Source organism: Streptosporangium sp. NPDC051022 (assembly GCF_040683035.1).
In the GTDB taxonomy this organism is placed as follows: Bacteria; Actinomycetota; Actinomycetes; order Streptosporangiales; family Streptosporangiaceae; genus Streptosporangium.
Genome location: NZ_JBFBCF010000004.1, coordinates 279,265 through 300,559 on the forward strand (window position 1 = coordinate 279,265; position 21,295 = coordinate 300,559).

Annotated in this window: 19 protein-coding genes; 6 read left to right on the forward strand and 13 right to left on the reverse strand. The window is 72.7% G+C overall.

Annotated elements, in window-relative coordinates; all coding sequences use genetic code 11:
- Nucleotides 1-21: 21 nt before the first annotated feature.
- Both AB0N02_RS10490 and AB0N02_RS10495 read right to left on the reverse strand, forming a co-directional pair.
- On the reverse strand, nt 22-1,224 hold the full coding sequence (locus AB0N02_RS10490; protein WP_363944670.1) for an STM4014 family protein: 1,203 nt from the start codon (nt 1,222-1,224) through the stop codon (nt 22-24).
- Nucleotides 1,221-2,186, reverse strand: coding sequence for an STM4015 family protein (locus AB0N02_RS10495; RefSeq protein ID WP_363944671.1), 966 nt, complete (start codon nt 2,184-2,186; stop codon nt 1,221-1,223). Before AB0N02_RS10495 ends, AB0N02_RS10490 begins: the two co-directional genes overlap by 4 nt.
- A gap of 119 nt (nt 2,187-2,305) precedes the next feature.
- On the opposite strand from AB0N02_RS10495, the gene AB0N02_RS10500 reads away from it, so the two are divergent.
- The gene (locus AB0N02_RS10500) at nt 2,306-3,736 is read left to right on the forward strand and encodes an MFS transporter (protein WP_363944672.1); all 1,431 of its coding nucleotides are present in this window, start codon (nt 2,306-2,308) and stop codon (nt 3,734-3,736) included.
- 384 nt (nt 3,737-4,120) lie between these two features.
- Here AB0N02_RS10500 and AB0N02_RS10505 read toward each other — a convergent pair whose 3' ends face one another.
- From AB0N02_RS10505 to AB0N02_RS10515, 3 genes are all read right to left on the reverse strand, one after another.
- The gene (locus AB0N02_RS10505; protein ID WP_363944673.1) at nt 4,121-4,495 is read right to left on the reverse strand and encodes a hypothetical protein; all 375 of its coding nucleotides are present in this window, start codon (nt 4,493-4,495) and stop codon (nt 4,121-4,123) included.
- Between the two features lie 325 nt (nt 4,496-4,820).
- On the reverse strand, nt 4,821-5,060 hold the full coding sequence (locus tag AB0N02_RS10510; RefSeq protein ID WP_363944674.1) for a hypothetical protein: 240 nt from the start codon (nt 5,058-5,060) through the stop codon (nt 4,821-4,823).
- A gap of 557 nt (nt 5,061-5,617) precedes the next feature.
- The gene (locus tag AB0N02_RS10515; protein WP_363944676.1) at nt 5,618-6,856 is read right to left on the reverse strand and encodes a cytochrome P450; all 1,239 of its coding nucleotides are present in this window, start codon (nt 6,854-6,856) and stop codon (nt 5,618-5,620) included.
- Nucleotides 6,857-6,950: 94 nt separating this feature from the next.
- Here AB0N02_RS10515 and AB0N02_RS10520 point away from each other — a divergent pair, with 94 nt between their 5' ends.
- The gene (locus AB0N02_RS10520; protein WP_363944678.1) at nt 6,951-8,390 is read left to right on the forward strand and encodes an FG-GAP repeat protein; all 1,440 of its coding nucleotides are present in this window, start codon (nt 6,951-6,953) and stop codon (nt 8,388-8,390) included.
- Here AB0N02_RS10520 and AB0N02_RS10525 read toward each other — a convergent pair.
- The 3 genes from AB0N02_RS10525 to AB0N02_RS10535 form a co-directional block, all read right to left on the reverse strand.
- Entirely contained in the window at nt 8,365-8,919 is a 555-nt protein-coding gene (locus tag AB0N02_RS10525; RefSeq protein ID WP_363944680.1) for a hypothetical protein, read from the reverse strand. The genes AB0N02_RS10520 and AB0N02_RS10525 overlap by 26 nt on opposite strands.
- Nucleotides 8,920-8,996: 77 nt before the next feature.
- Nucleotides 8,997-10,550, reverse strand: coding sequence for an alkaline phosphatase D family protein (locus AB0N02_RS10530; RefSeq protein ID WP_363944682.1), 1,554 nt, complete (start codon nt 10,548-10,550; stop codon nt 8,997-8,999).
- A gap of 282 nt (nt 10,551-10,832) precedes the next feature.
- The gene (locus AB0N02_RS10535) at nt 10,833-11,666 is read right to left on the reverse strand and encodes a hypothetical protein (RefSeq protein WP_363944684.1); all 834 of its coding nucleotides are present in this window, start codon (nt 11,664-11,666) and stop codon (nt 10,833-10,835) included.
- A gap of 221 nt (nt 11,667-11,887) precedes the next feature.
- Here AB0N02_RS10535 and arfB point away from each other — a divergent pair, with 221 nt between their 5' ends.
- From arfB to AB0N02_RS10550, 3 genes are all read left to right on the forward strand, one after another.
- Entirely contained in the window at nt 11,888-12,310 is a 423-nt protein-coding gene (gene arfB / locus AB0N02_RS10540; protein ID WP_363944686.1) for an alternative ribosome rescue aminoacyl-tRNA hydrolase ArfB, read from the forward strand.
- Between the two features lie 298 nt (nt 12,311-12,608).
- Nucleotides 12,609-13,130 carry an RICIN domain-containing protein gene (locus AB0N02_RS10545; protein ID WP_363944688.1) on the forward strand — a complete coding sequence of 174 codons (522 nt, stop codon included), beginning with the start codon at nt 12,609-12,611 and terminating at the stop codon, nt 13,128-13,130.
- Between the two features lie 180 nt (nt 13,131-13,310).
- Nucleotides 13,311-13,754 carry an NUDIX hydrolase gene (locus tag AB0N02_RS10550; protein ID WP_363944690.1) on the forward strand — a complete coding sequence of 148 codons (444 nt, stop codon included), beginning with the start codon at nt 13,311-13,313 and terminating at the stop codon, nt 13,752-13,754.
- Nucleotides 13,755-13,827: 73 nt separating this feature from the next.
- Here the strand turns inward: AB0N02_RS10550 and AB0N02_RS10555 are convergent, their stop codons facing one another.
- The 5 genes from AB0N02_RS10555 to AB0N02_RS10575 are packed head-to-tail and all read right to left on the reverse strand — an operon-like array spanning nt 13,828 to nt 17,405.
- Entirely contained in the window at nt 13,828-14,010 is a 183-nt protein-coding gene (locus AB0N02_RS10555; protein WP_363944692.1) for a hypothetical protein, read from the reverse strand.
- A gap of 17 nt (nt 14,011-14,027) precedes the next feature.
- Nucleotides 14,028-14,486: a signal peptidase I gene (gene lepB / locus AB0N02_RS10560; RefSeq protein ID WP_363944694.1), complete on the reverse strand. Its 459-nt coding sequence runs from the start codon at nt 14,484-14,486 to the stop codon at nt 14,028-14,030.
- Nucleotides 14,483-16,318 (reverse strand): ABC transporter ATP-binding protein, encoded by a 1,836-nt coding sequence (locus tag AB0N02_RS10565; RefSeq protein ID WP_363944696.1) that lies wholly within the window; start codon nt 16,316-16,318, stop codon nt 14,483-14,485. The genes lepB and AB0N02_RS10565 overlap by 4 nt, the downstream gene beginning before the upstream one ends.
- Nucleotides 16,318-16,854, reverse strand: coding sequence for a TlpA disulfide reductase family protein (locus AB0N02_RS10570; RefSeq protein WP_363944698.1), 537 nt, complete (start codon nt 16,852-16,854; stop codon nt 16,318-16,320). The genes AB0N02_RS10565 and AB0N02_RS10570 overlap by 1 nt, the downstream gene beginning before the upstream one ends.
- Nucleotides 16,851-17,405 carry a MauE/DoxX family redox-associated membrane protein gene (locus tag AB0N02_RS10575; RefSeq protein WP_363944700.1) on the reverse strand — a complete coding sequence of 185 codons (555 nt, stop codon included), beginning with the start codon at nt 17,403-17,405 and terminating at the stop codon, nt 16,851-16,853. The genes AB0N02_RS10570 and AB0N02_RS10575 overlap by 4 nt, the downstream gene beginning before the upstream one ends.
- A gap of 239 nt (nt 17,406-17,644) precedes the next feature.
- Here AB0N02_RS10575 and AB0N02_RS10580 point away from each other — a divergent pair, with 239 nt between their 5' ends.
- Nucleotides 17,645-21,253, forward strand: a complete 3,609-nt coding sequence (locus tag AB0N02_RS10580; protein WP_363944702.1) for a BTAD domain-containing putative transcriptional regulator — start codon at nt 17,645-17,647, stop codon at nt 21,251-21,253.
- Nucleotides 21,254-21,295: the final 42 nt, after the last annotated feature.

Genomic DNA, 21,295 nt, shown 5'->3' on the forward strand with positions numbered 1-21,295 from the left:
ATCCGCCTCGTCCCCGACGCCTCAGTCACCCGCTCCTCCCCCGACCGGCACCGGTACGGCCGGGCGAGGCGCGATGGCCCCGGCGCCGGACCCGGGCGCGTGAGGCACGGCGCCGAACCCGGGCGCGTGAGGCACGGCGCCGGACCCGGGCGAGTACCGGCCGAGGATGGCGGCGACCTGGGCCTGGTAGGTGTCCAGCCCCTCGGCGGCGCCGCCGGGCAGGCCGGTGAGGCGGGGCAGCAGGTCGCCGAAGGCGTTGACCTCGGCCACCGCGACGTCGCGCCAGGTGGTGTCGATCATGACGTCCACCCCGGCGGTCAGGCTGCCGGGAAAGCACGCCGCCGCCCGCGCGCAGACGTCGAGGAGCCGCCGCCATCCGCCGGGTCCGAGCCTGGCCCGCACCGCGCCGAGGTCGCCGCGCTCCCCGCCGAGGTGCAGGTTCGTCATGGGGCCGCGGGCGGCGCGCACCACCGCGTGGGTCGGCGTGCCGCCGACCACGACCACCCGCAGGTCGATCACCCGGCCGCCGACACTCGCCTTGGGAAACCAGCGCTCCACGTGGAGGCCGTCCGGGGCCAGCCGGTCGACGATCGCCGCGACCTCGGTCTCGTTCTCGTAGGAGCGCGTCCGCAGCGAGTTGTACAGCCCGCCGCCGGTCAGCTCGGCCGACGTCACCGCCCTGACCCGGCCCGCCGAGGTCTGCAGGGCGACGACGCCGGAGGCCGAGGAACCGTGGGCGGGCTTGACGAACACCCGGGCCCACCCGGCCTCGGCCATCCGCTCGCGCAGCTCGGCGTAGCCGCCCACTGGTCCCGGCAGCGCGGACGGCACCGGCACCCCGGCGGCCGACAGCCGCGCGTGGCACAGCCGTTTGTCGAACATCACCGCGATCTCGCCGGGCTCGGCCAGCAGCCTGGCGCCCGGCGTGCTCTCCACGGCCAGGCGGACACGCTCCATCCCGGCGGTGAAGGCGGCGTGCCATGCGGCGCCTCCCCCGGTCCTCGCGGGATCGCCCGGGCCGCGCAGCAGCGCGTCGGTCTCGGCGTCCTCCCCCGGGGACTCGATCCGCACGAGCGTGCCCGGCTCCAGGTGGATCTCTCCGCCCCGCAGGACCCGGGTCCAGGGCACGACCCGGGGTTCGCGCAGGCCGTACCCGGCGCAGGCCCGCGCGAACATGATCACCCGGCGTTCACCGGGAGTGCCGACGACCGTCAGCACGGTCATTCGGCGACCGCCACGTAGCGCCAGTCGTCGTCCGCCTCCTCCTGCTCGGACAGGTCGACTTCGACGCCGGAGCCGTCGAAGGCGGCCCGGACCTTTTCGATCATGGGGTCGGTGAGGTAGTGGTGGTGCAGGTCCAGGCGCTTCAGATGGGTCAGCGGCTGTCCCGTCAGCAGCGCCTCGGCCCCCTCGTCGGTCAGGGTCCCCAGCGACAGCGCCAGCGACTCCAGGCGGGCCACGACCGGCGCGGACGCCACCGCGGCGGCGACCTCGTCCTGGATCTCGCTGTCCTGCAGGCCCAGGTGCCGCAGCGCGGGCAGCCGCTCGCCGCTCAGGATGTCCTCCAGGTCGGCCACGGTCGCGTCGCCGCCGTAGTTGTCCGTGCCGAGCCAGAGCTCCAGGTATTCGAGGGCGGGGAACTCACTGCCGGAGACCCCGCGGACCACGGCGGCGGGCATTCCGCCCGTCTCGAACCTGAGCACCTTGAGGTTGTCGTGCCGGACCGCCTGGAACTCCAGGGCGGTCCCGCCGCGCACCTCGAACCGCTCCAGCAGCGGGAAGGCGGCCAGCAGCGGTGTGACGTCGCTCTGCTGGATCCAGGAGATCTCGCTCTCCTCGCTCGGGATGGCGCCGAAGAACAGCGAGCGGAGGGCGGGGAGGCGGTCGGCGTGCTCTATCAGGAGCTCCACCACCGTGCGGGAGCTGCTCTCGTAGGAGTCGCCCCAGTTGCCGATGATGAGCGCGGTGACCTTCGTGGTGTCGACCGTGCCGAAGAAGTTCCGGAAGATGGCCTCGAACCCCTCGTCGTCCCCCCAGTCGAGGCCGATCCGCCAGGCCGCCGCCTCCGGGGCGGGCAGATCCCGTGGGGAGTCCCCGTCGGGCTCGGGGGCGTGCACGATGGGCAGGCCGGCGTAGAGGCCGTCCCGGTGCGCGTCGACGGCTTCGTCGAACTCGGCGTAGTCCATTCCAGGGGCTCCTGTCAGGCGAAACATGGCAGACCATTTCCTACCAGAGATCGCCGACACTTCTCGGATCATCTTCCCAAAACCGGATAAAAACAAAGCGGCCGGTCATGATGGGAGTTATGGACAACGGCCTCCTCCGGCTCAGCTCGGCCCCCGGCCGCTGGGTCCTGCTCACCACCGTGCTCGGCTCCGGAATGGCCATGCTGGACGGCACGGTCGTCAACGTGGCACTGCCCGCGCTCGGCTCCGCACTCAAGGCCGACATGGCGGGCCTGCAGTGGACGGTCAACGCCTACACCCTCACCCTGGCGGGGCTGATCCTGCTGGGCGGCTCGCTCGGCGACCGCTACGGCAGGCGCAGGATCTTCCTGGTCGGCGTGGTGTGGTTCGCGGCCGCCTCGGCCCTGTGCGGGGCGGCGCCCAACGTGGAGACGCTCATCGCGGCCCGCGCCCTGCAGGGCGTCGGCGGGGCGCTGCTCACCCCGGGATCGCTGGCCATCATCCAGGCGTCCTTCGCCCGCGAGGACCGGCCCAAGGCGATCGGGGCCTGGTCCGGGCTGGGCGGGGTCACCGCGGCCATCGGGCCGCTGCTCGGCGGCTGGCTGGTCGAGACGGCCGGCTGGCGGTGGGTGTTCCTGATCAACCTGCCGATGGCCGCGCTCGTGGTCGCGGTGGCCGTACGGCACGTGCCGGAGAGCAGGGACACCGAGGCGACCGGCCGCTTCGACGTGCTCGGCGCGGCACTGGCCGCGCTGGCGCTGGCCGGGATCACCTACGGCCTGATCGGCCTGAACGCGGTGCCCCTGCTGGCCGGGGTGCTGCTGGGGGCGGCGTTCGTCTGGCTGGAGATCAAGCGCTCCCCCGGCGCGCTCGTCCCGGTCGGGATCTTCTCCTCGAAGGTGTTCACCGCGGTGAACGTCGTCACCTTCGTCATGTACGCCGCGATGGGCGTGGTGTTCTTCCTGCTGGTCGTCCAGTTGCAGGTCTCGGCGCGCTTCTCCCCGGTGCTGGCGGGCTCCGCGATGATCCCGGTGACGATCCTGATGCTGCTGCTGTCGGCCCCGGCGGGCGAGCTGGCCAAGCGGATCGGGCCCAGGATTCCGATGACGGCGGGCATCCTGGTGTGCTCGGGCGCGCTGCTGCTGATGTCGAGGATCGGCGCGGGCTCGGCCTACGTGACCGACGTGCTGCTGCCGTCCGCCCTGTTCGGCCTGGGCCTGTCCGGGGCGGTCGCGCCGCTCACCGCGACCGTGCTGGCCAGCGCGGACGAGCGCTACGCGGGGGTGGCCAGCGGCGTCAACAACGCCGTCGCCCGGACCGGCGGGCTGCTCGCGGTGGCCGCGATCCCGCCGCTGGCCGGCCTGACCGGCGACGCCTTCGGGTCCCCCTCGGTTTTCACCGCCGGATTCCACACCACGATGCTGGTCGCCGCGGCGATGATGGGCGTCGCGGCGTTGATCAGCTTCCTCACCCTCCGCGAGAACGTCCTGGCCGACTCCCACCCGCAGCCGAGCTGCCCGGTGGGCGCCCCGCAGCTCGGCAGGAGGTGACGGCGACTCCGAGGGGGGAACACGTCCCGCTTGAGCTGTGCTGGAGGGTTCGCGCTGCGGGGGGTGCGGGCCGTAGTGGCTCCCTTCCGGCCGCCCAGCGTGCCCTGGGCGGCTGAAGCGATCCGTTCAGGTCAGCGTGAAGTTGATCACCGTAGCTGAAGCTCCCGTGCGGGAAGGAGCGCAGGGCTGAGCTGGAAAGCTGCGCACACTAAAGAAGCCTCACCCACCCGTGGGGCACCAGCTTCGGTGGGCCACGCGATGCCCACCCACCGATCGTTGTCCAGGGCGCCCCGTCTCCCCCTTGGTCGGGACACTCCGCCCGAGCTGGGGCAGGCCGCGTCCGTCAACGGCCAGGTGGATCTTGAACGGCGTCTTTCGGATCGGTCATCTCCGCATGAAGGGGACCACATAGGAGGGTGGCCGGCCGTTCATCGCGGCCGCCAGGTCGTCCTCGGTCAGGCGGAGAGTGAAGGCGTTGCCTGTTTGGTACGGATCCCAGCCGCAGTGGAGAGCTCTGCGGATGGTCGCCGACACGAGTGCGGGTCGTACGGTCGTCGCTCGTTCTCCGAGCCACGCGTCCGGCCGGGAGCAGGGAAGTGACACCAGGAGAACACGTCCCGGCCCGTCGGCCGGCTCCACCGCGAAGGTCAGCGGTCCCCAACTGTTCGCCTGGCAGTACGTGAGCTTGCGGCGGACCCGCCAGCGGTAGGTGCCGCCGTCGACCGTGATGAGCCGTGAGCCCTTCCTGGGGATCGACATGGAGACGGCCTCCTGCTGTTGTTCCGTCGCCGTTCCGGGGGAGAGCCGAGACCAGTGGCAGATGACGCGAGATGTCCACAAGCGTAATTCCTGCTCAGCGTCATGACCGTGTGATTTCGGAGATCACCCAGATCTGCGGGGGCATCGACCGGATCCAGCGCCCGGTCATGGCCGCCAGCCCCTGAAGTGGACCTCTGAGCAGGGGAAAGCCTGTTTCCGGCGAGATCGTCCCGTATTCTCTCCGGAACAGGGACGTTCTTCTGAACGTCCCTGCCGGAGTGCGGGATCGCTTCGTCCCGGCAGGCCCGATGGCCGGCGTGCGGCATTACACCGTCTGGGGCGGCCAGAGCTGCATCCGGTAGAGGTCGACCTCGACGATGTCGGCCGGGAAGTCGGGCTCCTCGGTATTGGACAGGAATCTGGTCAGCACCCGAGCCGACCAGGTGCTGTCCCGCCTGCCCGTGTCGAACTCCAGGTACTCCTCTCCCTCCTCCTCCAGGTCCTCAACGATGCCGATCCGGCCGGTGCGCAGGTAGGGGCGGCTGAAGAAGATCCGCCGCCGCACCGGCGGTGACCGGTGTCCGCTCGGCGCACGGGATGCCGTTCGCCCCTGCGACGGACCGGCTCCCAGGCCATGGCACAAGGGATCGTCACGCAATGGGTGGGCATCGCGTGGCCCACCGAAGCTGGTGCCCCACGGGTGGGGAGGCCCTTCCCCAGTAGGTGTGGCTTTCCAGCTCAGCCCTGCGCTCCTTCCCGCACGGGAGCTTCAGCAACGGCGAGTTGCCCTGGACCAGCCCGCACGGATCGCTTCAGCCGCCCAGGGCACGCTGGGCGGCCGGAAGGGAGCCACTACGGCCCGCACCCCCTACGGCGGAGCCAGGCGTGCGCGGAGGGGGGTGGGTGTTCCGGCCGGCGTACAAAAGGACGGAAACCACCACGCCCGCCAGGCCGAAGGCCTGAACACACCAGACCGAAACCAACAACGGCCGGCCGGAACACCCACCCCCCGCAGCGCGAACCCACAGCAGCGGCCAGAGCCCAGCCCATCACAAGCCCAGCGTCACAAGCCCGGCGTCACAAGCCCAGCCCACCGAAACGCAAGCCCACCCACGAAGAACGTCAGAAGGTGAAAGCCTGGCTGCGGACGCTGTTGTCGAAGTTGGAGACCAGCAGCTCGGGCTCGCCGACCGAGCGGATCTCCGGCAGGCGGGTGAACAGCTCGCGGAACATGCTCCTGATCTCCTGGCGGGCCAGGTTGGCGCCCAGGCAGAAGTGCGGCCCCGGACCGCCGAAGCCCACGTGCCCCTTGGTGTCGCGGGTGATGTCGAAGCGGTCGGGGTCGGGGAAGACCTCCTCGTCGCGGTTGGCCGAGCCGTAGAAGAGCACGACCTTGTCGCCCGCCTTCAGCTGCAGGCCGCGCAGGTCGTAGTCCTGGGTGACGGTGCGGCGGAACTGCATGATGGGCGAGACGTAGCGGACCATCTCCTCGATCGCCCCTCCGATGTGGGCGTCGAAGTCCTCGGTCAGCAGGCGGCGCTGCTCGGGGTTGTCGGTGAGCAGCTTGATGCCGTGGGCCATGGTGTTGCGGGCCGTCTCGTTGCCCGCCACCAGCAGCAGCGCGAAGAACGACCCCAGCTCGCGGTCGGTCAGCCGCTCGCCGTCGACGTTGGCGGTGACCAGGGCGGAGACCAGGTCGCCCTGCGGCGCCGTGGCACGTTCCCTGCCCAGCTGGATCACCATGCGCTGCAGGGCGAGCAGCGCCAGCATGTTCTGCCCCGCCATCCTGACCGTCTGCGCCAGGCTGGGCCGTACACCGGTGTAGGCCGTCGAGACGTCGACGTGCTGGTGCACCTTGTCACGTATCCCGTCGGGGATGCCCATCATGTCGCAGATGACGTGGATGGGAAGCCGGGCGGCGACCTGGCCGACGAAGTCGCCCGGCCCGGCGGTCACCACGTCGTCGACGATCCTCGCGCACGCCTTGTCGATGTCGTCCTGCAGCCCGGCGAGCATCTTGGGACTGAAGGCGCGCGAGACGATGCGGCGCAGGCGGGCGTGCCGGGGGTCGTCCATGTTCACCATGGACTCGCCGAACACGTGCTTGACCCAGCCGGGCGGCTCGGGGTTGGTCACCGCGGGCTCGCTGGAGAACACCTTGGCGTTGCGGCTGGCCTCGACCACGTCCGCGTGCCGGACCAGCGCGTAGAACCCGCTGCCCGAGCGGAGCAGCGGCACCCGCCGTTCCTGGAAGAACACCGGCCGGTCCAGCTCCCGCAACCGTGCGAACGCCTCGTGGCGCTCCTTGAGCGGGCGGCGCCAGAATCCCAGATCGGCCAGATCGGCCAGATCGATTTCCATCCCTCAATCCTGGCATGTTCTTTACCCGCGCTGGTCACGTGAATTTCATGTCCCGGTGGGCCGGGTGTCCGAATCCATGGCGACCATTCCTCATATGAGAGCCTCGCTCCTCGCCTCCGCGGTCCTCGCCTCCCTCTCCACCTCCCTCGTGCTCGTCGGCACGGCGCTCCCGGCCGCCGCCTCCGTGCGGGCGTGCTCCGGCGTCCCCTCCGACTTCGACGGCGACGGGCGGGCCGATCTCGCGGTCGCCGCGCCCTACACCACCGTCGGCGGGCACACCCGCGCGGGATCCGTCACCGTCCTGTACGGCATGCGCACCGAGAAACGGCTCACCCAGGACAGCCCCGGCGTGCCGGGCGAGGCGGAGACCGGCGACTCCTTCGGTTCGGCGCTGGCGACCGGGGACTTCGACGGCGACGGCTGTGCCGACCTGGCCGTCGGCGTCTCCGAGGAGGACCGCTCCCGGCCGGGGGCCGACGGCGACGGCGTGGTGCAGTTGTTCCGCGGCTCGCCGGACGGCCTGCGCCCCGGCGAGACGATCGACGCCGGGGATCTGGGCCGCGGGCGGGGGCCCGACCGGTTCGGGGCGGCGCTCGCCGCCGGGGACCTGGACGGCGACGGGGACGACGAGCTGGTGATCGGTGTTCCCGGGCTGGACGGGGGCGGTGTCGGGGTGTACGGCCTCAAGGGGCGCAAGCCGTACGTGATCACGCAGCGGACCGGCTGGGTCGGGCAGGGCGTGAAGGAGACCGACCAGTTCGGCGCGGTGCTCGCGACCGGGGACTTCGACGGCGACGGCCGCGCCGAGATCGCGGCAGGGGCTCCGGCGGACACGATCACCAAGAACGGTCAGGGGTCGGTCACCGTACTCGACGTGAACCGCCGCAGGGCCCTTCTGCTCACCCAGAACAGCCCGGGGATCGCGGGCGTGGCCGAGGCGTGGGACTCCTTCGGCGCCGCGCTGGCCGTCGGCGACTTCGACGCCGACGGCCACGACGACCTGGCGATCGGCGTGCCGGGTGAGGGCCTGACCGACAACCAGCGGGCGATGGACTACGGCGACGGCACCGTGGACGTGGTCTACGGTTCGCGCGCCGGGTTGCGGACGGCGCGCACCGAGGCCTGGTCGCAGCGCGCGCTCAAGGGCGAGCCCCGTTACTTCGACCGGTTCGGCGCCGCGCTCGCCGCCGGGGACCTCAACGGCGACGGGGACGACGAGCTGGCCGTGGGGGTGCCCGGCGAGAACGCCGTCCAGGTGCTCGCGGGCACCCGCTCGGGCGGCCTGACGAAGAACAACAACGTCCTGCTGCCCGGGGGTGGCGGCGAGTTCGGCGCCGCCCTGGCCATCGTCCCGGAGCGGGGCCTGGTCGTCGCCGCGCCGGGCGAGGGCAGGCTCACCCTGCTGCGCGGAAGCGTGCGCAAGGGTTCCTACCCGGGCGTGCGCCCGGCGGGAGGCGGGGGGACGACCCTCGCCACCGCCACCGGGAACGCGCTTTTCGGCTACGCGCTCAGCGGATCCTCGACTTCGCGCTGAGGTGGTGGCGGATCGCCTTGACGAGCTTCTTCATCGGGACGCCGGGCTCGTCGGTGACGACCGCGCCGAACCTCGCCGTCGCGACGCCCCGGCGTGAGCCGACCCATCCCCGCAGCCGGAAGGCCGTCGTGTCGCCCTTGTCGAGGGAGGAGACCAGGCAGGCCACGGTCCGCCCCTTCACGGAGCACTTGACGCTGCGCGGCTTCTCGATCGCCTTGATCTTGCGGAAGTGCCGGGAGAACTCCCCGACGATCGCCACGTAGTGCTGACCCTTGACCTTGTTGTTGCGCACCTTGATGGTGTAGGTGAGGTATCCGCCCCGGTAGGTGTACTTGGGGAAGTAGACGTCGTAGCGGAAATCGGCGGCGGCCGTGGTGGCGCCGGACGCGCTGGTGGACACGCTGGTGGACACGGCGGCAGATGCGGTGGCAGACGCGGTGGCGGCTGCGGCGGGGGGTTGGACGAGGAGGGCGCCGCCCAGCGTGGCGGCGAGGGCTGCGGCGGCGAGCCTCCTGGCTAGATCACTCATATGCCGCATCATCTAACAACTCAGGCGAGATTCCCGGCGATTGATCAAGAAGGACCACCCCTCCGGAGAACCCGGCGCTAGGTCAGGGCCGAGCGCCCCGCCGGGACGGTGAAGCGGGCACCGGTCTTGGCCGGGGCGCCGCGGCGGCTGATGTACTCCAGCGTGCGGAAGTCCGCGTGCAGTTCCTCGGGGGTGACGCGGCAGACGATGTAACCACGCCGCTGGTCGATGTAGGAGATGTGCGGGTTCTCCGCGATCGCCTCGGTCATCCGGGCCTCGTCCCGGTAGCCGTCGCCGTCGCTGGCGATCGAGGAGGTGACGAGTTCGACCGCCACCCTGGGCGAGTCGGGGTCGTCGAAGTCGAGCCTGAGGTCGGCCGCGTGGTGCATGTGCATGTCGCCGGTCAGCACCACCGGGTTGGCGGCGCCCGAGTCGCGGAAGCCGGTCAGCAGGCGGGTGCGCTCGGCGGCGTAGCCGTCCCAGGAGTCCATGTTGACCTCGGTGCCCGGACCGACCTTGTAGTCGCGCTGGGCCATCAGGACCTGCTGGGCGACCAGGTTCCACCGGGCACCGGAGGCGGCCAGCCCGTCGAGGAGCCAGCGCCGCTGGTCCTCCCCCAGCAGGGTGCGCCGGGTGGCGAGCCGCTCGTCGCATCCGGACCTGAGCCCGTCCTCGCACGCCTGGTCGTCACGGAACTGCCGGGTGTCGAGCAGGTGGAAGCGGGCCAGCGGCCCCCAGTCGACCCGCCGGTGGATGCGCATCGAGGCCCCGTTCGGGACGCTCGCCCGGCGCAGCGGCATGTTCTCGTAGTAGGCCTGGAACGCGTTGGCCCTGCGCCGGGTGAATCCCGGCTCGTCGGTGCTGGAGACGTCCCCGGCCCAGTTGTTCTCGATCTCGTGGTCGTCGAAGGCGACCAGCCACGGCGCCACCGCGTGCGCGGCCTGCAGGTCGGCGTCGCTCTTGTACTGCGCGTGCCGCGCCCGGTAGTCGGCCAGCGTGGCGCACTTGCCCTCGGTGTGCCTGCGGACGCTGCCGCCGAGCGCGGTGTAGCCCTTCGGCGCGTACTCGTACATGTAGTCGCCCAGGTGGACGACCAGATCCGGGTCCTGTTCCGTCAGTCTCCGGTAGGCCGTGTAGTAGCCGTGCTCGTAGTGGGCGCAGGCGGCCACGGCCAGGGTCAGCGGGGAGCCCGCGGAGGGCAGCGTGACCGGGGCGGTGCGGGTACGGCCCGCCGGGGACAGATGGCCCTCGGCGCGGAAGCGGTAGAAGTACTCCCGCCCCGGCTCCAGCCCGTCCAGCTCGACGTGGACGCTGTGCGCCCGCTCCCACCGCGCGGTCTCGGTGCCGGTGCGCACCACCTTCGAGAAGCGCTCGTCGGTCGCGAGCTGCCATTCGACGTCCACGTCCCGGTCCGGCATGCCGCCCCGCCCCTGCGAGCCGAGCGGATCGGGGGCCAGCCTGGTCCACAGCACGAACCCGTCCCGGGACGGATCCCCCGAGGCGATCCCCAGAGCGAACGGATCGCGGCGCAGGGCCCTGGCGGGCGCGAGACCGGCCCCGGTGAGCAACAGGCCGCCCGCACCCGCGGCGGCGACGGAAAGGAACACTCTGCGTGACGGCTTCTGCTCCACACCGTCAGTGCACTCCTCACAGCTTTCCCCGCTGTGGCCTGCGCATCAAGACGGGGTGAACAGCCGTTGCACAGGCGAGCGCCTTACCCACCGTCATTGAACGCCGTCCGACCGGCAGGCGACGGCCCGGCGAAGAACTCCCCTCACGGGCCGTCCGCGGGGCACCGGGCCATCTTCAGGACATCCAATCCTTCTCTGGACATCAGGCCGTTCTCCGGACACCGGGTCACCCTCGGGCGCCGGACCGTCCCGGGGAGCGGCGCCCCGTCCTCCGCGGGCGGCTCAGCCCAGATACGGCTGCAGGTGCGGGGCGAGCGCGCCGCATCCCAGGTACTTCTCCACGGTGTGGAAGTCGAGCCAGTCCAGGTTCACCGGAGCGTCCTGGTCGACACCGCTGAAGCAGCCCCGCAGATCCGCGGGGATGGCGGCGATGTCGTCCTTGTCGGCGATGTTGACCCAGCGCCCGACGCCCGGGGGCCTCTTGCCCTTGCCGTTGGCCGGGGCGGGCAGCAGCCGTTCGAAGACCACGTTACGCATGCCGAGCGGGCTGCCGAGGGTGATCAGCAGATCCACCTTCAGGTCGGGGTTGGCCCAGAGCGTCTCGTAGGTCACCACGCTGCCGAGCGAGTGCGCAATGACCACCTTCGGCTGGTTGCGCCTGATCGTCTCCGCCACGGCGCCCCGCACCTTCGCCCGCGTCCCCCCGTTCCCCGTCATGTAGGCGGCGACCTCGGGACAGAAGAACTTGGCGAAGTCGGCGGCGTTGGACTGCATGCGGTCCAGCAGCCAGCCGGTCATCAGGTGCAGCGCGCCGGTCAGCCCCTCCCCCAGCGCGGGCAGCTGCCTGGCCCAGGCGACGAAGACCTCCTGGGCCGAGGTGTCCATGCTCTGCACGGCGCGCGGGGAGTCGTCCTTGTGCTCGCCCAGCAGGTGCGCGTAGTAGGCGATGTCGACGATGTAGCGCTCCTGGGCGTACGGCTTGCCGCAGGTCAGCCCCTTGTGCAGGTAACGGTCCCATTTGTCGCGCACCGCCGCGGCCGCGCCGGAAACCGAGTTACCGGCGTCGCGGTAGTAGTGGTACTTGCCTATCCCGTGCACGCCGACGATCTTGTCCACGCGCCCCCGCCTCTCAACGTACGGATCTCCACGACGGCCCCCTGAGCCACTGTGACGGAAGGCGCCCGGCCCCACAAGGCCGTATCCGGCGCTCCCCCGACGCCATACGGGGATAAATCGCTTGATCGAGGCGTTTACTCTCTGGATATTCTGGAATCACACCCTGTACGGCCCCCCATGACCCGTACGGCCCCACCCCCACGACAAGGAGTCGATCCGCCATGCCCGGCCCGCTTCAGATCAGCGGTTCGGTCTCCGTTCCCGAGGCCGAACTTCAATGGCGGTTCTCCCGTTCCTCGGGTCCCGGCGGACAGGGGGTCAACACCACCGACAGCCGGGTCGAGCTCAGCTTCGACCTGGCCGCGACCGAGGCGCTCGGCCCGCCGCTCAAGTCCCGCGCACTGGAGCGTCTCGGCCCCCGCCTGGTGAACGGCGTCATCACCATCGCCGCCTCCGAGTTCCGCTCCCAGTTGCGCAACCGCGAGGCCGCCGGGATGCGCCTGGCCCAGCTGCTGCGGGAGGCCATCGCCCCGCCCCCCAAGAAGCGCCGCCCGACCAAGCCCAGCAGGGGCGCCGTCGAACGGCGGATCGCCGCCAAGAGACACCGCTCCGACCTCAAGCGCCTGCGCCGGGGCGACCACTAGGCCGCGTGCCCGGTCGCCTCGCTCCCGCCTCCCCGGCTCGGACACCGGCGTACCCAGGCCGCAGGCGGTCCGATCACCGGGTTCCCTGCCGGTTCCGGCTCACGGGGAACGGTCGGCGATCCGGGAAACACACCTGCCCCCTCCCCGGGACGCCCCCTTCGGGGTAACGGGAACCTTACGTCGACGACATGGTGACTTTCGGTGAGCGACTTGGAACACTCTGTCACTGCGAGCCGGCCCCCGGCCGCGCACAAGGATCGCCCGCCCCAGCCTCACCATCCAGACAGGAGCACCCCTCATGTTCACCATTGGCAGGATCTCCGCGCTCGCCGCCGTCTCGGCGGGTCTGCTCTCCCTCGCCGTGGTCGCCGGAGCGAGCCCGGCGTCGGCCGCCTCCCCCCAGGGCGAGGTCTTCATCCTCAACGAGGGCAACGACCAGGTCCTCGACGTGGCCGAGGGGCACGTCAGGCCCAACGCCGCCGTGATCACCTACGCCCGTCACGGGGGTGAGAACCAGAAGTGGTTCGTGGAGCGGCAGGAGGACGGCACCTTCCACATCGTCAGCTCCGAGAACCCCTCCCTCTGCGTCGGCGCGGACTCCCCGCACGTCGGCGCGGGACAGGTCAGGCTGCACGGCTGCGACCAGCAGGACGCCCAGAGGTGGCGCTTCTCGCCCGCGGGCGGCGGCGCCGGCGTCTTCGAGAGCGCCGAATACCCGGGGCTGTCGCTGGCCGCCGTCGACGAGGACTCCGGCACCGTCCTCGACCGGACCGACTTCAACGACGCCTCCCAGCGCTGGTCCTTCCCCAGCGCGTCCTGACCCGCCGGGCCCCCTCCCCCTTCGCCTCGTGACCGCACCGTGGACGGGCCACACCGTACGACGCGGTGAACCCTCACCGCCCCGGAACCGCCCGTCGTCCCTCCCACGGTGACCGACGACGCGTCCACCGCCCCGGCCCGGCGAAATCCGGGCGCCGGGGCCTGGTGACACAATGGGCAGATGCCTCTGATCCCCAGCGTCCGAGCGGTTCTCCTCGACGAGGATCAGCTTGTCCTGTTCCGGCGCACGGTCCCCGGCGAGGAGCTCTACTGGTCGGTTCCGGGCGGCCACGTCGAGCCGGAGGACGTCTCCCTCGAGCACACCCTCCACCGCGAGGTCCTGGAGGAGCTGGGCGCCGTCGTCTCCGGCGTCACGCCGCTGACCACCCTGGAGTGCGTCCGCGACGAGGGCGTCAAGACCCAGCACGTCTACGGCTGCCGCCTGGTCTCCATGGATCCCGCCCTGCGCTGCGGCCCGGAGTTCTCCGATCCCGCCCGGGGTGTCTACGAGGTGGTACGGCTGCCGCTCGACCCCGCCGAGATCACCGCCATCAACCTGGTCCCCCCGGAGCTCGGCGTCTACCTGGCCGACAACATCAGCAGGCTGCCCGAGCTGATCTCCTGACCCGGCCCCGGCGACGGAGGGGCTGGACGGATGGTCGCCGTCCAGCCCCTCACACGTGCTCCGCCGCCGGCCGTCAGCAGCCGTTCATGCAGGCGGTGAAGTCGGTGGAGCAGTCGGCGTAGACCCAGTAGCGCTTGTACCAGTTCTTGTCGCACAGGACGCAGTAGGTCTGCGGGATGCAGAACGCCCCCGCGGTGACCTCGGGCAGCAGCCGGGTCAGGAGACGCTCTCCGGCCCTCTGGGCAATCTTGATCACTGTCGTTCTTCCTTTCTTCACCGGCCGGCGGGTTGCCGGCTCGGAGACCTGGGCAGGTGGCGGACGACCACGCCGAGCAGTTGCCGGGCGTGCACGTAGCCGAACCCGCGTGAGTCGAGGCTGAGGGGAAGGTTGTCGCCGACGACGACGAGGCGGCCGTCGGGCACCAGGCGGTCGCGGGTGCGGGCCAGGGCCGGGATCTCGTCGTGCGGGACCGGATCTCCGGGGACGGCGACCACCCGTTTGACCATCCAGTCCCGGCCCATGCCGGCGGGCGCGGCCATCACCGCGAGCTCGCCCGCGCGCACGGCGGCGATGCCCGCCCTGCGCACCAGGACCCGGTCGCCGTGGCGCAGCGTGGGCTCCATACTCCGGCCGCTGACGGTGACCGCCACGAAGCGCCGCCGCAGCACCGCGAGAGCGGACAGGAGAGCGAGCGCGACGGCCCCGCAGGCGACCGGCACGAGCGCGCTCACGGGGTGCCCGCCGCGGTGTATCCCCGGGCCTGCGTCTCGAACAGCTCCGCGTAACGGCCGCCCTCGCGCACCAGCTCGCCGTGGCCGCCGAGCTCCGTGATCCGCCCTCCGTCGAGCACGGCGATGGCGTCCGCGTCGCGGACGGCGCTCAGCCGGTGCGAGATCAGCAACGTGGTACGGCCCGCCCGGTGCCCGCGCAGGACGGTGTGCACCTCGTGTTCGGCCCGCGGGTCGAGACCGGAGCCGGGCTCGTCGAGGATCACCAGGTCGCACCGGTCCCGCAGGAGGCCGCGGGCCAGGGCCACCCGCTGCCACTGCCCGCCCGACAGCGTCACGCCGACCTGGTCCTCGTCGTCGGCCGTCCCCCGGAAGAACACCTTGGTCAGCAGCGTGTCGTAGCCGCGCGGCAGCCCGCGGATCATCTCGTCCGCGCCCGCGCGCCGGGCCGCCGCCTCGACGCGCCCGCGGTCGCCGAGCGCGGACAGGTCGCCGACGGCGATGTTCTCCTCGGCGCTCAGGTCGTAGGCGCCGAAGTCCTGGAAGACCGCGCCGATGCGCTCGCGCAGCGCCGCCGGTTCGAACTCCCGCAGATCGGTCCCGTCCCAGCGGACGGATCCCCGTTCCGGGTCGTGGAAGCGGCACAGCAGCTTGACCAGGGTGCTCTTGCCCGCGCCGTTGAGGCCGACGATCGCGAGCGACCGCCCGAACGGGATGAACAGGTCGACTCCCCGCAGGATCCACGGCTGTTCCGGGCCGTAGCGGAACCAGACGTCCCGCAGTTCGATGCCCCGGCTGAGCGGGGGCACCGCCACCGGGCGGGACGGCGGCGGCAGGTCGGGTTCCGCCGCGCGCACCGCCTGGTAGTGGTCGAACAGCAGCAGGGCCTGGTGTCCCGTGGCGAAACGCTGCACCGCACCGGCCAGGGCCGCCTGGGTTCCGGCGACGGCCGCGACGAACATCGACAGGTCGCCCACCGTGGCCCTGCCCGCCACCGCCTCCCCGATGATCCAGACCAGTCCTGCGCCCGCGATCGCCGCCGCCATCAGGGCGAGCGCGCCCTGACCGCGCAGCCGGCGCAGCCCGGCCCGGTGCTGTTCGGCGTTGACCGCGCGCAGCTCGTCCAGCATGCGGTCGCGGAAGAAGTCGCCGAGGCCGAACAGGCGTACCTCCTTGGCCATGTGCGGCATGCTCAGCAGGCGGGCGTAGAACAGCTCGCGGCGCTGGCCGTGCCCGGTGTTCCAGAGCACCGCGGCCTGCTCGCGGCTGAGCCGCAGGTGCACGCGGACGAGCGGCACCACCGCCAGCAGGACCGCTCCGGCCGCGACGGGGCTCACGCTCGTCAGGGTGAGCAGGAAACCGCCGATCACGATGGCCGCCTGCGCCAGGCCGAGGGCGCTCGTCACCAGCAGGCCGGGGCCCGAGCGGCTCGCCTGCTCCGCGAGGTGCAGCCGGTCCTGGAAGGCCGGGTCCTCCAGGCGGGCCAGCCCCGGCAGCCGGTTCACGGCCGTGTAGAGCCGGTCCCTGGCCAGCAGCCCCACCCCGCGCTCCAGCTCCGCCTCGGCGTACGCCGACAGGTGCGGGAGGGTCCCGGCCAGCGCCCCCAGCACCAGCAGGCCCATCGCGTACGGCAGCAGCGCGGGCACGGTGGCTCCCGGCCCCGTCAGCCGGTCCAGGACGACCTTGGTGAGCCAGGCCGTCAGCACGGGCACCAGGCCCGCGGCGCAGGCGAGCACGGCCTGCGCCAGCAGGTGCCCGGGGCCGCCGCGCCAGGCCAGCTCCGCCGCCGCGCGGGCGTGTCCGAGACGGGCGCGCGCGTCCGGGCTCCCGTTCATCACGCCGCCGCGACGACCGGGAAGCCGGTCAGGTCGGTGCCGGAGGCGCGGACCACGCCCCGGCCGTCCAGCAGGTACATCGCCGGCAGTCCCCGTACCGCGAACGCCCGGTAGACCGGCCCGTCGGCCTCCTCGACGACGACGCGCGCCACCGGGCGGAGCTCGGCCACGAGCCCGGCGACCTCGTCCCGTTCGCCGATCAGCACCGCCAGCACGTCCTCGCGGCGCATCCCGCCGCGTTCGGCGTACTCCAGGAACCCCGGCATCCGTTCGTGGCACAGCGAGCAGTGGGGTGTGAAGAAGCCGACCAGGCGGACGTCCCGCGCGCCGACGGGCTCGCCGTCGAGGCCGGTCGCCGTGAACTCCTCCGGCGCCGCTCCGGGCGGCAGCACGGGCAGGGGCACCTCGTGCCCGCCCCCGCCCTGGGGCCGCGCGGCGGTGAGCCCGCGTAAGCGGGCGACGACCCCCAGCAGCACGACGAGGTTCAGCACCGTCAGCGTCAGGCTGAGCACGGTTGCGGCGACGAGGTAGGTCATCGGGGCACGCTCCTGTCGGAAGAGTCGACCGGCTGGAAGAGGTACGCGAGGTCGTCGAAGCGGATGATCGTCAGCGCCCCGGCCGCCCCGGCGAGGACGGCGACCAGGAGGCCCTCCGCGCGGACCGGGGGCGGGGCCGGGCCGGCGGTCACGGCGGCGAGACCGAGTCCGCAGACGGCCGTCAGGATCGCGTTGCGGACCACGTGGGCCCACCCCAGCCGGCTCGGCCGCGCGCCGAAGCACAGGCACGAGGCGCCCGTCCGCCGCAGCACGGTCAGCGCGACCGCGCCGGTGAGGAGCGCGCACAGCGCGGTGGCGACCGCGAAGCCGAGCGCCGCCGCGCCGGGTACGGCGAGCAGCAGCACCGCCGCCGTCTCCGCGACGACCATGCCGATGGCGGCGCCCGTACGCCACCGGCGGTTCACCAGACGCGTCTCGGCCAGGGAGCGCGCGAACGCGCGGAAGGCCTCGGCACCGCGTGCCTTGCCCGCCACGGCGACGGCGAACACGGCGGCCTGCGTGACCCCGCACCCGATCGCGACGTACTCCACGGTTTCTCCCGTCTTCGCGGGCCGGTGTTTTCGGTCACGAAGTTAAAGAGGGGCACCGTGTGCTTTACTGAAAAGCTTCTTAACAGATCGACGGCCCGGTGGAGCCGCCGCCCGGCGCCCCGGGCAGGCCGGACGCCGCCGCCAGGCCGCCGGGACGCACGGGCGGGCGGCAGAACCGGCAGAAATTCCGGCAGCAGTACACGTGATCGGCAGATGTGCGACGGGAGATGCGTGGAGTCATGCGGGAGCGGTCGGCACAGGTTTCGGCGGGTGAGGCACTTCGGCGCGGGCGGATGGCCGCCGGATGGAGCCAGCACGAGCTCGCCACCCGGGCGGGCCTGAGCGTCCGCGCGATCCGCGACATCGAGCAGGGGAGGGTGAACCGCCCGCACCGGGCCTCACTGGAACGGCTGCTGTCGGCCCTGCCGATCCAGGAGGCCGAACGGCTCGAACTGCTGGCGGCCTTCGAGCCGTCGCCGGGCCGTACGGCCGGCACGGAACCGCCGGGCGCCGGCCCGGCCGGGGCGGGCCTGTGGATCGGCGTGCTGGGCGCACTGTCGGTACGGCGCGGCGGCGCCGCCCTGGAGATCGGCCCCGCCATGCCCCGGACCCTGCTCGGGCTGCTGACGCTGCGGCTGCGGTGCCCCGTCCCGATCGAGGAGATCGTCGACGTGCTCTGGGAGCACAACCCGCCGCGGACGTGCGTCAACCTGGTCCAGGTCTACGTCGGCAGGCTGCGCGCCCGCCTGGAGCCCGCGCGGGAGGCCGGGGAGGGGCCGCTGACGATCCGCCGCACCCCGCAGGGATACGTTCTCGACCTGGCCGACGAGCAGGTCGACCTCGGCCGCTTCGACGCGCTGTGCGCCCGCGCCGAACGGGCGAGAGCGGCGGGAGACCCGGACGGGGCCCGGGAGTCGCTGGCCGAGGCGCTGCGCTGCTGGCGGGGCCCGGTGCTGGCCGGGGCACCGGGGACCCTGCGCGGTCACCCGGCCGCGGTCGCGGCCTCCCGCCGCCGCGTGGAGGCGGCACTCGGCTACGCCGACGCGGACGGCACCGCTCATCGCCACGTCGCCGAGGCGCTGTGGCCGCTGGTGAACGACGACCCCCTGCACGAGGGGCTGACCGCCCGGCTCATGACGGCGCTCGCCGGCTGCGGCGAGCAGGCGGTGGCGCTGCGCCTGTTCACCGGCATCCAGGCCAGGCTGGCCGACGAACTGGGCGTCGAACCGGACGCCGAGCTGCGGGCGGCGCACCTGCGTATCCTCCGCGGACGGCCGGAGGAGGGCGGGCCGGAACGGGAAGGACGGCAGACCCGGGAGGCACGGGAGACACGGCGGGGACGGGACCCCGGCGCGGCGGCCTCTCCCCAGGCCTCTCCCCGTTCACCTGGCCAGGCCTCTCCCCCGCCGCCGGCCGAGCCCCTCGCCCGGATCCCCGCCCAGCTGCCCGCCGGGGTGGCCGCGTTCACCGGGCGCACGGCGGCGCTGCGGTACCTGGACAGGCTGTCGGCCGAGCACGAGCGGGCTCTGACGATCGCGGTGATCACGGGAACCGCGGGGGTCGGCAAGACCGCTCTCGCGGTGCACTGGGCGCACCGGGTGCGCGACCGGTTCCCCGACGGGCAGCTGCACGTGAACCTCAGGGGGTACGCCGCCGACGGCCCGCTGCGCCCGATCGACGCGCTGTCGCGGTTCCTGCACGCGATGGGTGTGCCGCCCGAGCAGGTGCCCTCCGACCAGGAGGAGGCGGCCGCGCTGTACCGGACGCTGCTGGCGGGCAGGCGCGTGCTCGTCCTGCTGGACAACGCCGCCGACCCCGGCCAGGTCCGGCCGCTGCTGCCGGGAGGCGCCGGATCGGCCGCCGTGATCACCAGCCGCGACGCGCTGGCCGGGCTCGTCGCCCGCGACGGGGCGCGCAGGGTGGAGCTGGCGGTGCTGACCGCCCGGGAGTCGTGCACCCTGCTGAGCCGCCTGCTCGGCTCGGCGCGGACACGGGCCGACCCCGCCGCCACGCTCGACCTCGCCACGCTCTGCGGCCATCTGCCGCTCGCGCTGCGCATCGCCGCCGCCAACCTCCTCGGCAGCCGGCACCGGACACCGGCGGAGTACACCCGCGAACTGCGCGCGGGCAACCGGCTCAGCGCGCTCGAGGTGCCCGGGGACCCGGAATCCGCCGTCAGGGCTGCCTTCCGGCTCTCCTACACCGCGCTGTCCCTCCCCGCCCGGCGGCTCTTCCGGCTGCTCGGGCTCGTCACCGGGCCGGACGTCACCGTCGCCGCGGCCGCGGCGCTCATGGACGTCACGCACGCGGAGGCCGCCGAGCTGACGGTCGTCCTGACGTCGGCGCACCTGGTCGACGAACCGGCCCCGGGGCGGTTCGCCCAGCACGACCTGCTGCGCCTGTGCGCGGCGGAGTACGCGCTGGCCGAGGAGACCGAGCCGGAACGCCTGGCCGCGCTCACCCGCCTGCACCGGCACTACCTGTACACGGCGGACGCCGCCGCCCGCCTGCTGTACCCGCAGTTCCTGCGCCTTGAGCCGCCCCCGGCCGGCCCCTCACCCGCGTCCCTCACCTTCGACGGCCACGAGGCGGCCTCCGCCTGGCTCGACGCCGAGGCGCCGAACCTGGTGGCCGCCGTGACGTCCAGCGCGACGACCACTGCCGCGGACGGGTCGCGCGAGTCGGCCTGGCTCATCGCGGACACGCTGCGGGGATACTTCTTCATGCGCCACAGCGCCGTCGACTGGGCGACGGTGGCCGAGGCGGGGCTCGCCGCGGCGCGGGCCGAGGGGAACAGCGCGGCGCAGGCCGTGCTCCAGCTCAGCCTGGCGGGCCTGCACGGTTTCCAGGGGCGGCCGGGTCAGGCCATCGGGCACTACACCCTCGCCCTGGAGCTGGCCGAGCGCACCGGCTGGCGCGAGGCCCAGAGCGCCATCCTCAGCAACCTGGGCGTCACCCACGCCGATCTCGGCATGCTGACGGAGGCGAGCGAGCATCTCCGGCGGGCCCTCGACCTCAACCGCGAGCTCGGCAGCCGGGAGCGGCAGGCCGTCAACCTCGGCAACCTGGGCTGCGTCTACCTCGAGATGGGGCGCCTGCGCCAGTCCGCCGGCTGCCTGGAGGAGGCACTGGCCGTGTGCCGCCACCTCGGGAACCGCGGCGGGGAGGCCAACAACCTCGCCGTGCTGGGCGAGGTGAAGCACTTCCTGGGCCTGCTGGACGCCGCGCACGACGACCTCGCCGCGGCGCTCGCGCTGCACCGGCAGGTCGGCAACCGCGGCAACGAGGCCGACACCATGCGCAACCTCGCCGCGGTGCACCGCGACGCCGGACGGCTCGGGGAGGCGTTCGACCTGGCCCAGGCGGCGCTGGAGGTGTCGTGGCAGACCGGGCACCGGCGCCTGGTCGCCGACGCGCTCAACACCCTCGGCACCGTCTACCGGCACCTCGGCGACCTTCCCGCCGCCAGGGAGCACCAGCGGGAGGCGCTGCGGACGGCCCGTGAGGCGGGCACCCGCTATCCCGAGATGAAGGCGCTGCTGGAGCTGGCGGCGTGCTCGAACGTGTCCGGCGAGTACGGCCCGGCCGGTGAGCACGCCGATCTGGCCCTGGCCATCGCCCGCGGCGCCGGGTACCGGACGCACGAGGGACAGGCCCTGACCGCGCGGTCCCGGGCCCGCTACGGACGGCGGGACCTGGAAGGGGCCGGGCGCGACGCCGAGCTGGCACTGGCGGCGCACCGGGAGACCGGTCACGCGCCGGGCGAGGCCCGCACCCGTGAGCTGCTGGCGCGCATCACGGCGAGCGCCGCCGACCTTCCCGCCTCCCGGGAACCGCGGTCGCCGTGACCTCCGCGAAGGCCCGGCACCGGGCCCGGCACCGGGCCGGGC

Coding starts and splice junctions, on each gene's coding strand:
- AB0N02_RS10505 (WP_363944673.1), bottom strand. CDS start 4,495: ATGTCGATCCCCAGGAAGGGCTCACGGCTCATCACGGTCGACGGCGGC.
- AB0N02_RS10570 (WP_363944698.1), bottom strand. CDS start 16,854: ATGACCTACCTCGTCGCCGCAACCGTGCTCAGCCTGACGCTGACGGTG.
- AB0N02_RS10565 (WP_363944696.1), bottom strand. CDS start 16,318: ATGAACGGGAGCCCGGACGCGCGCGCCCGTCTCGGACACGCCCGCGCG.
- AB0N02_RS10580 (WP_363944702.1), top strand. CDS start 17,645: ATGCGGGAGCGGTCGGCACAGGTTTCGGCGGGTGAGGCACTTCGGCGC.
- AB0N02_RS10495 (WP_363944671.1), bottom strand. CDS start 2,186: ATGGACTACGCCGAGTTCGACGAAGCCGTCGACGCGCACCGGGACGGC.
- AB0N02_RS10515 (WP_363944676.1), bottom strand. CDS start 6,856: ATGGAAATCGATCTGGCCGATCTGGCCGATCTGGGATTCTGGCGCCGC.
- AB0N02_RS10550 (WP_363944690.1), top strand. CDS start 13,311: ATGCCTCTGATCCCCAGCGTCCGAGCGGTTCTCCTCGACGAGGATCAG.
- AB0N02_RS10490 (WP_363944670.1), bottom strand. CDS start 1,224: ATGACCGTGCTGACGGTCGTCGGCACTCCCGGTGAACGCCGGGTGATC.
- arfB (WP_363944686.1), top strand. CDS start 11,888: ATGCCCGGCCCGCTTCAGATCAGCGGTTCGGTCTCCGTTCCCGAGGCC.
- AB0N02_RS10500 (WP_363944672.1), top strand. CDS start 2,306: ATGGACAACGGCCTCCTCCGGCTCAGCTCGGCCCCCGGCCGCTGGGTC.
- AB0N02_RS10545 (WP_363944688.1), top strand. CDS start 12,609: ATGTTCACCATTGGCAGGATCTCCGCGCTCGCCGCCGTCTCGGCGGGT.
- AB0N02_RS10525 (WP_363944680.1), bottom strand. CDS start 8,919: ATGAGTGATCTAGCCAGGAGGCTCGCCGCCGCAGCCCTCGCCGCCACG.
- AB0N02_RS10520 (WP_363944678.1), top strand. CDS start 6,951: ATGAGAGCCTCGCTCCTCGCCTCCGCGGTCCTCGCCTCCCTCTCCACC.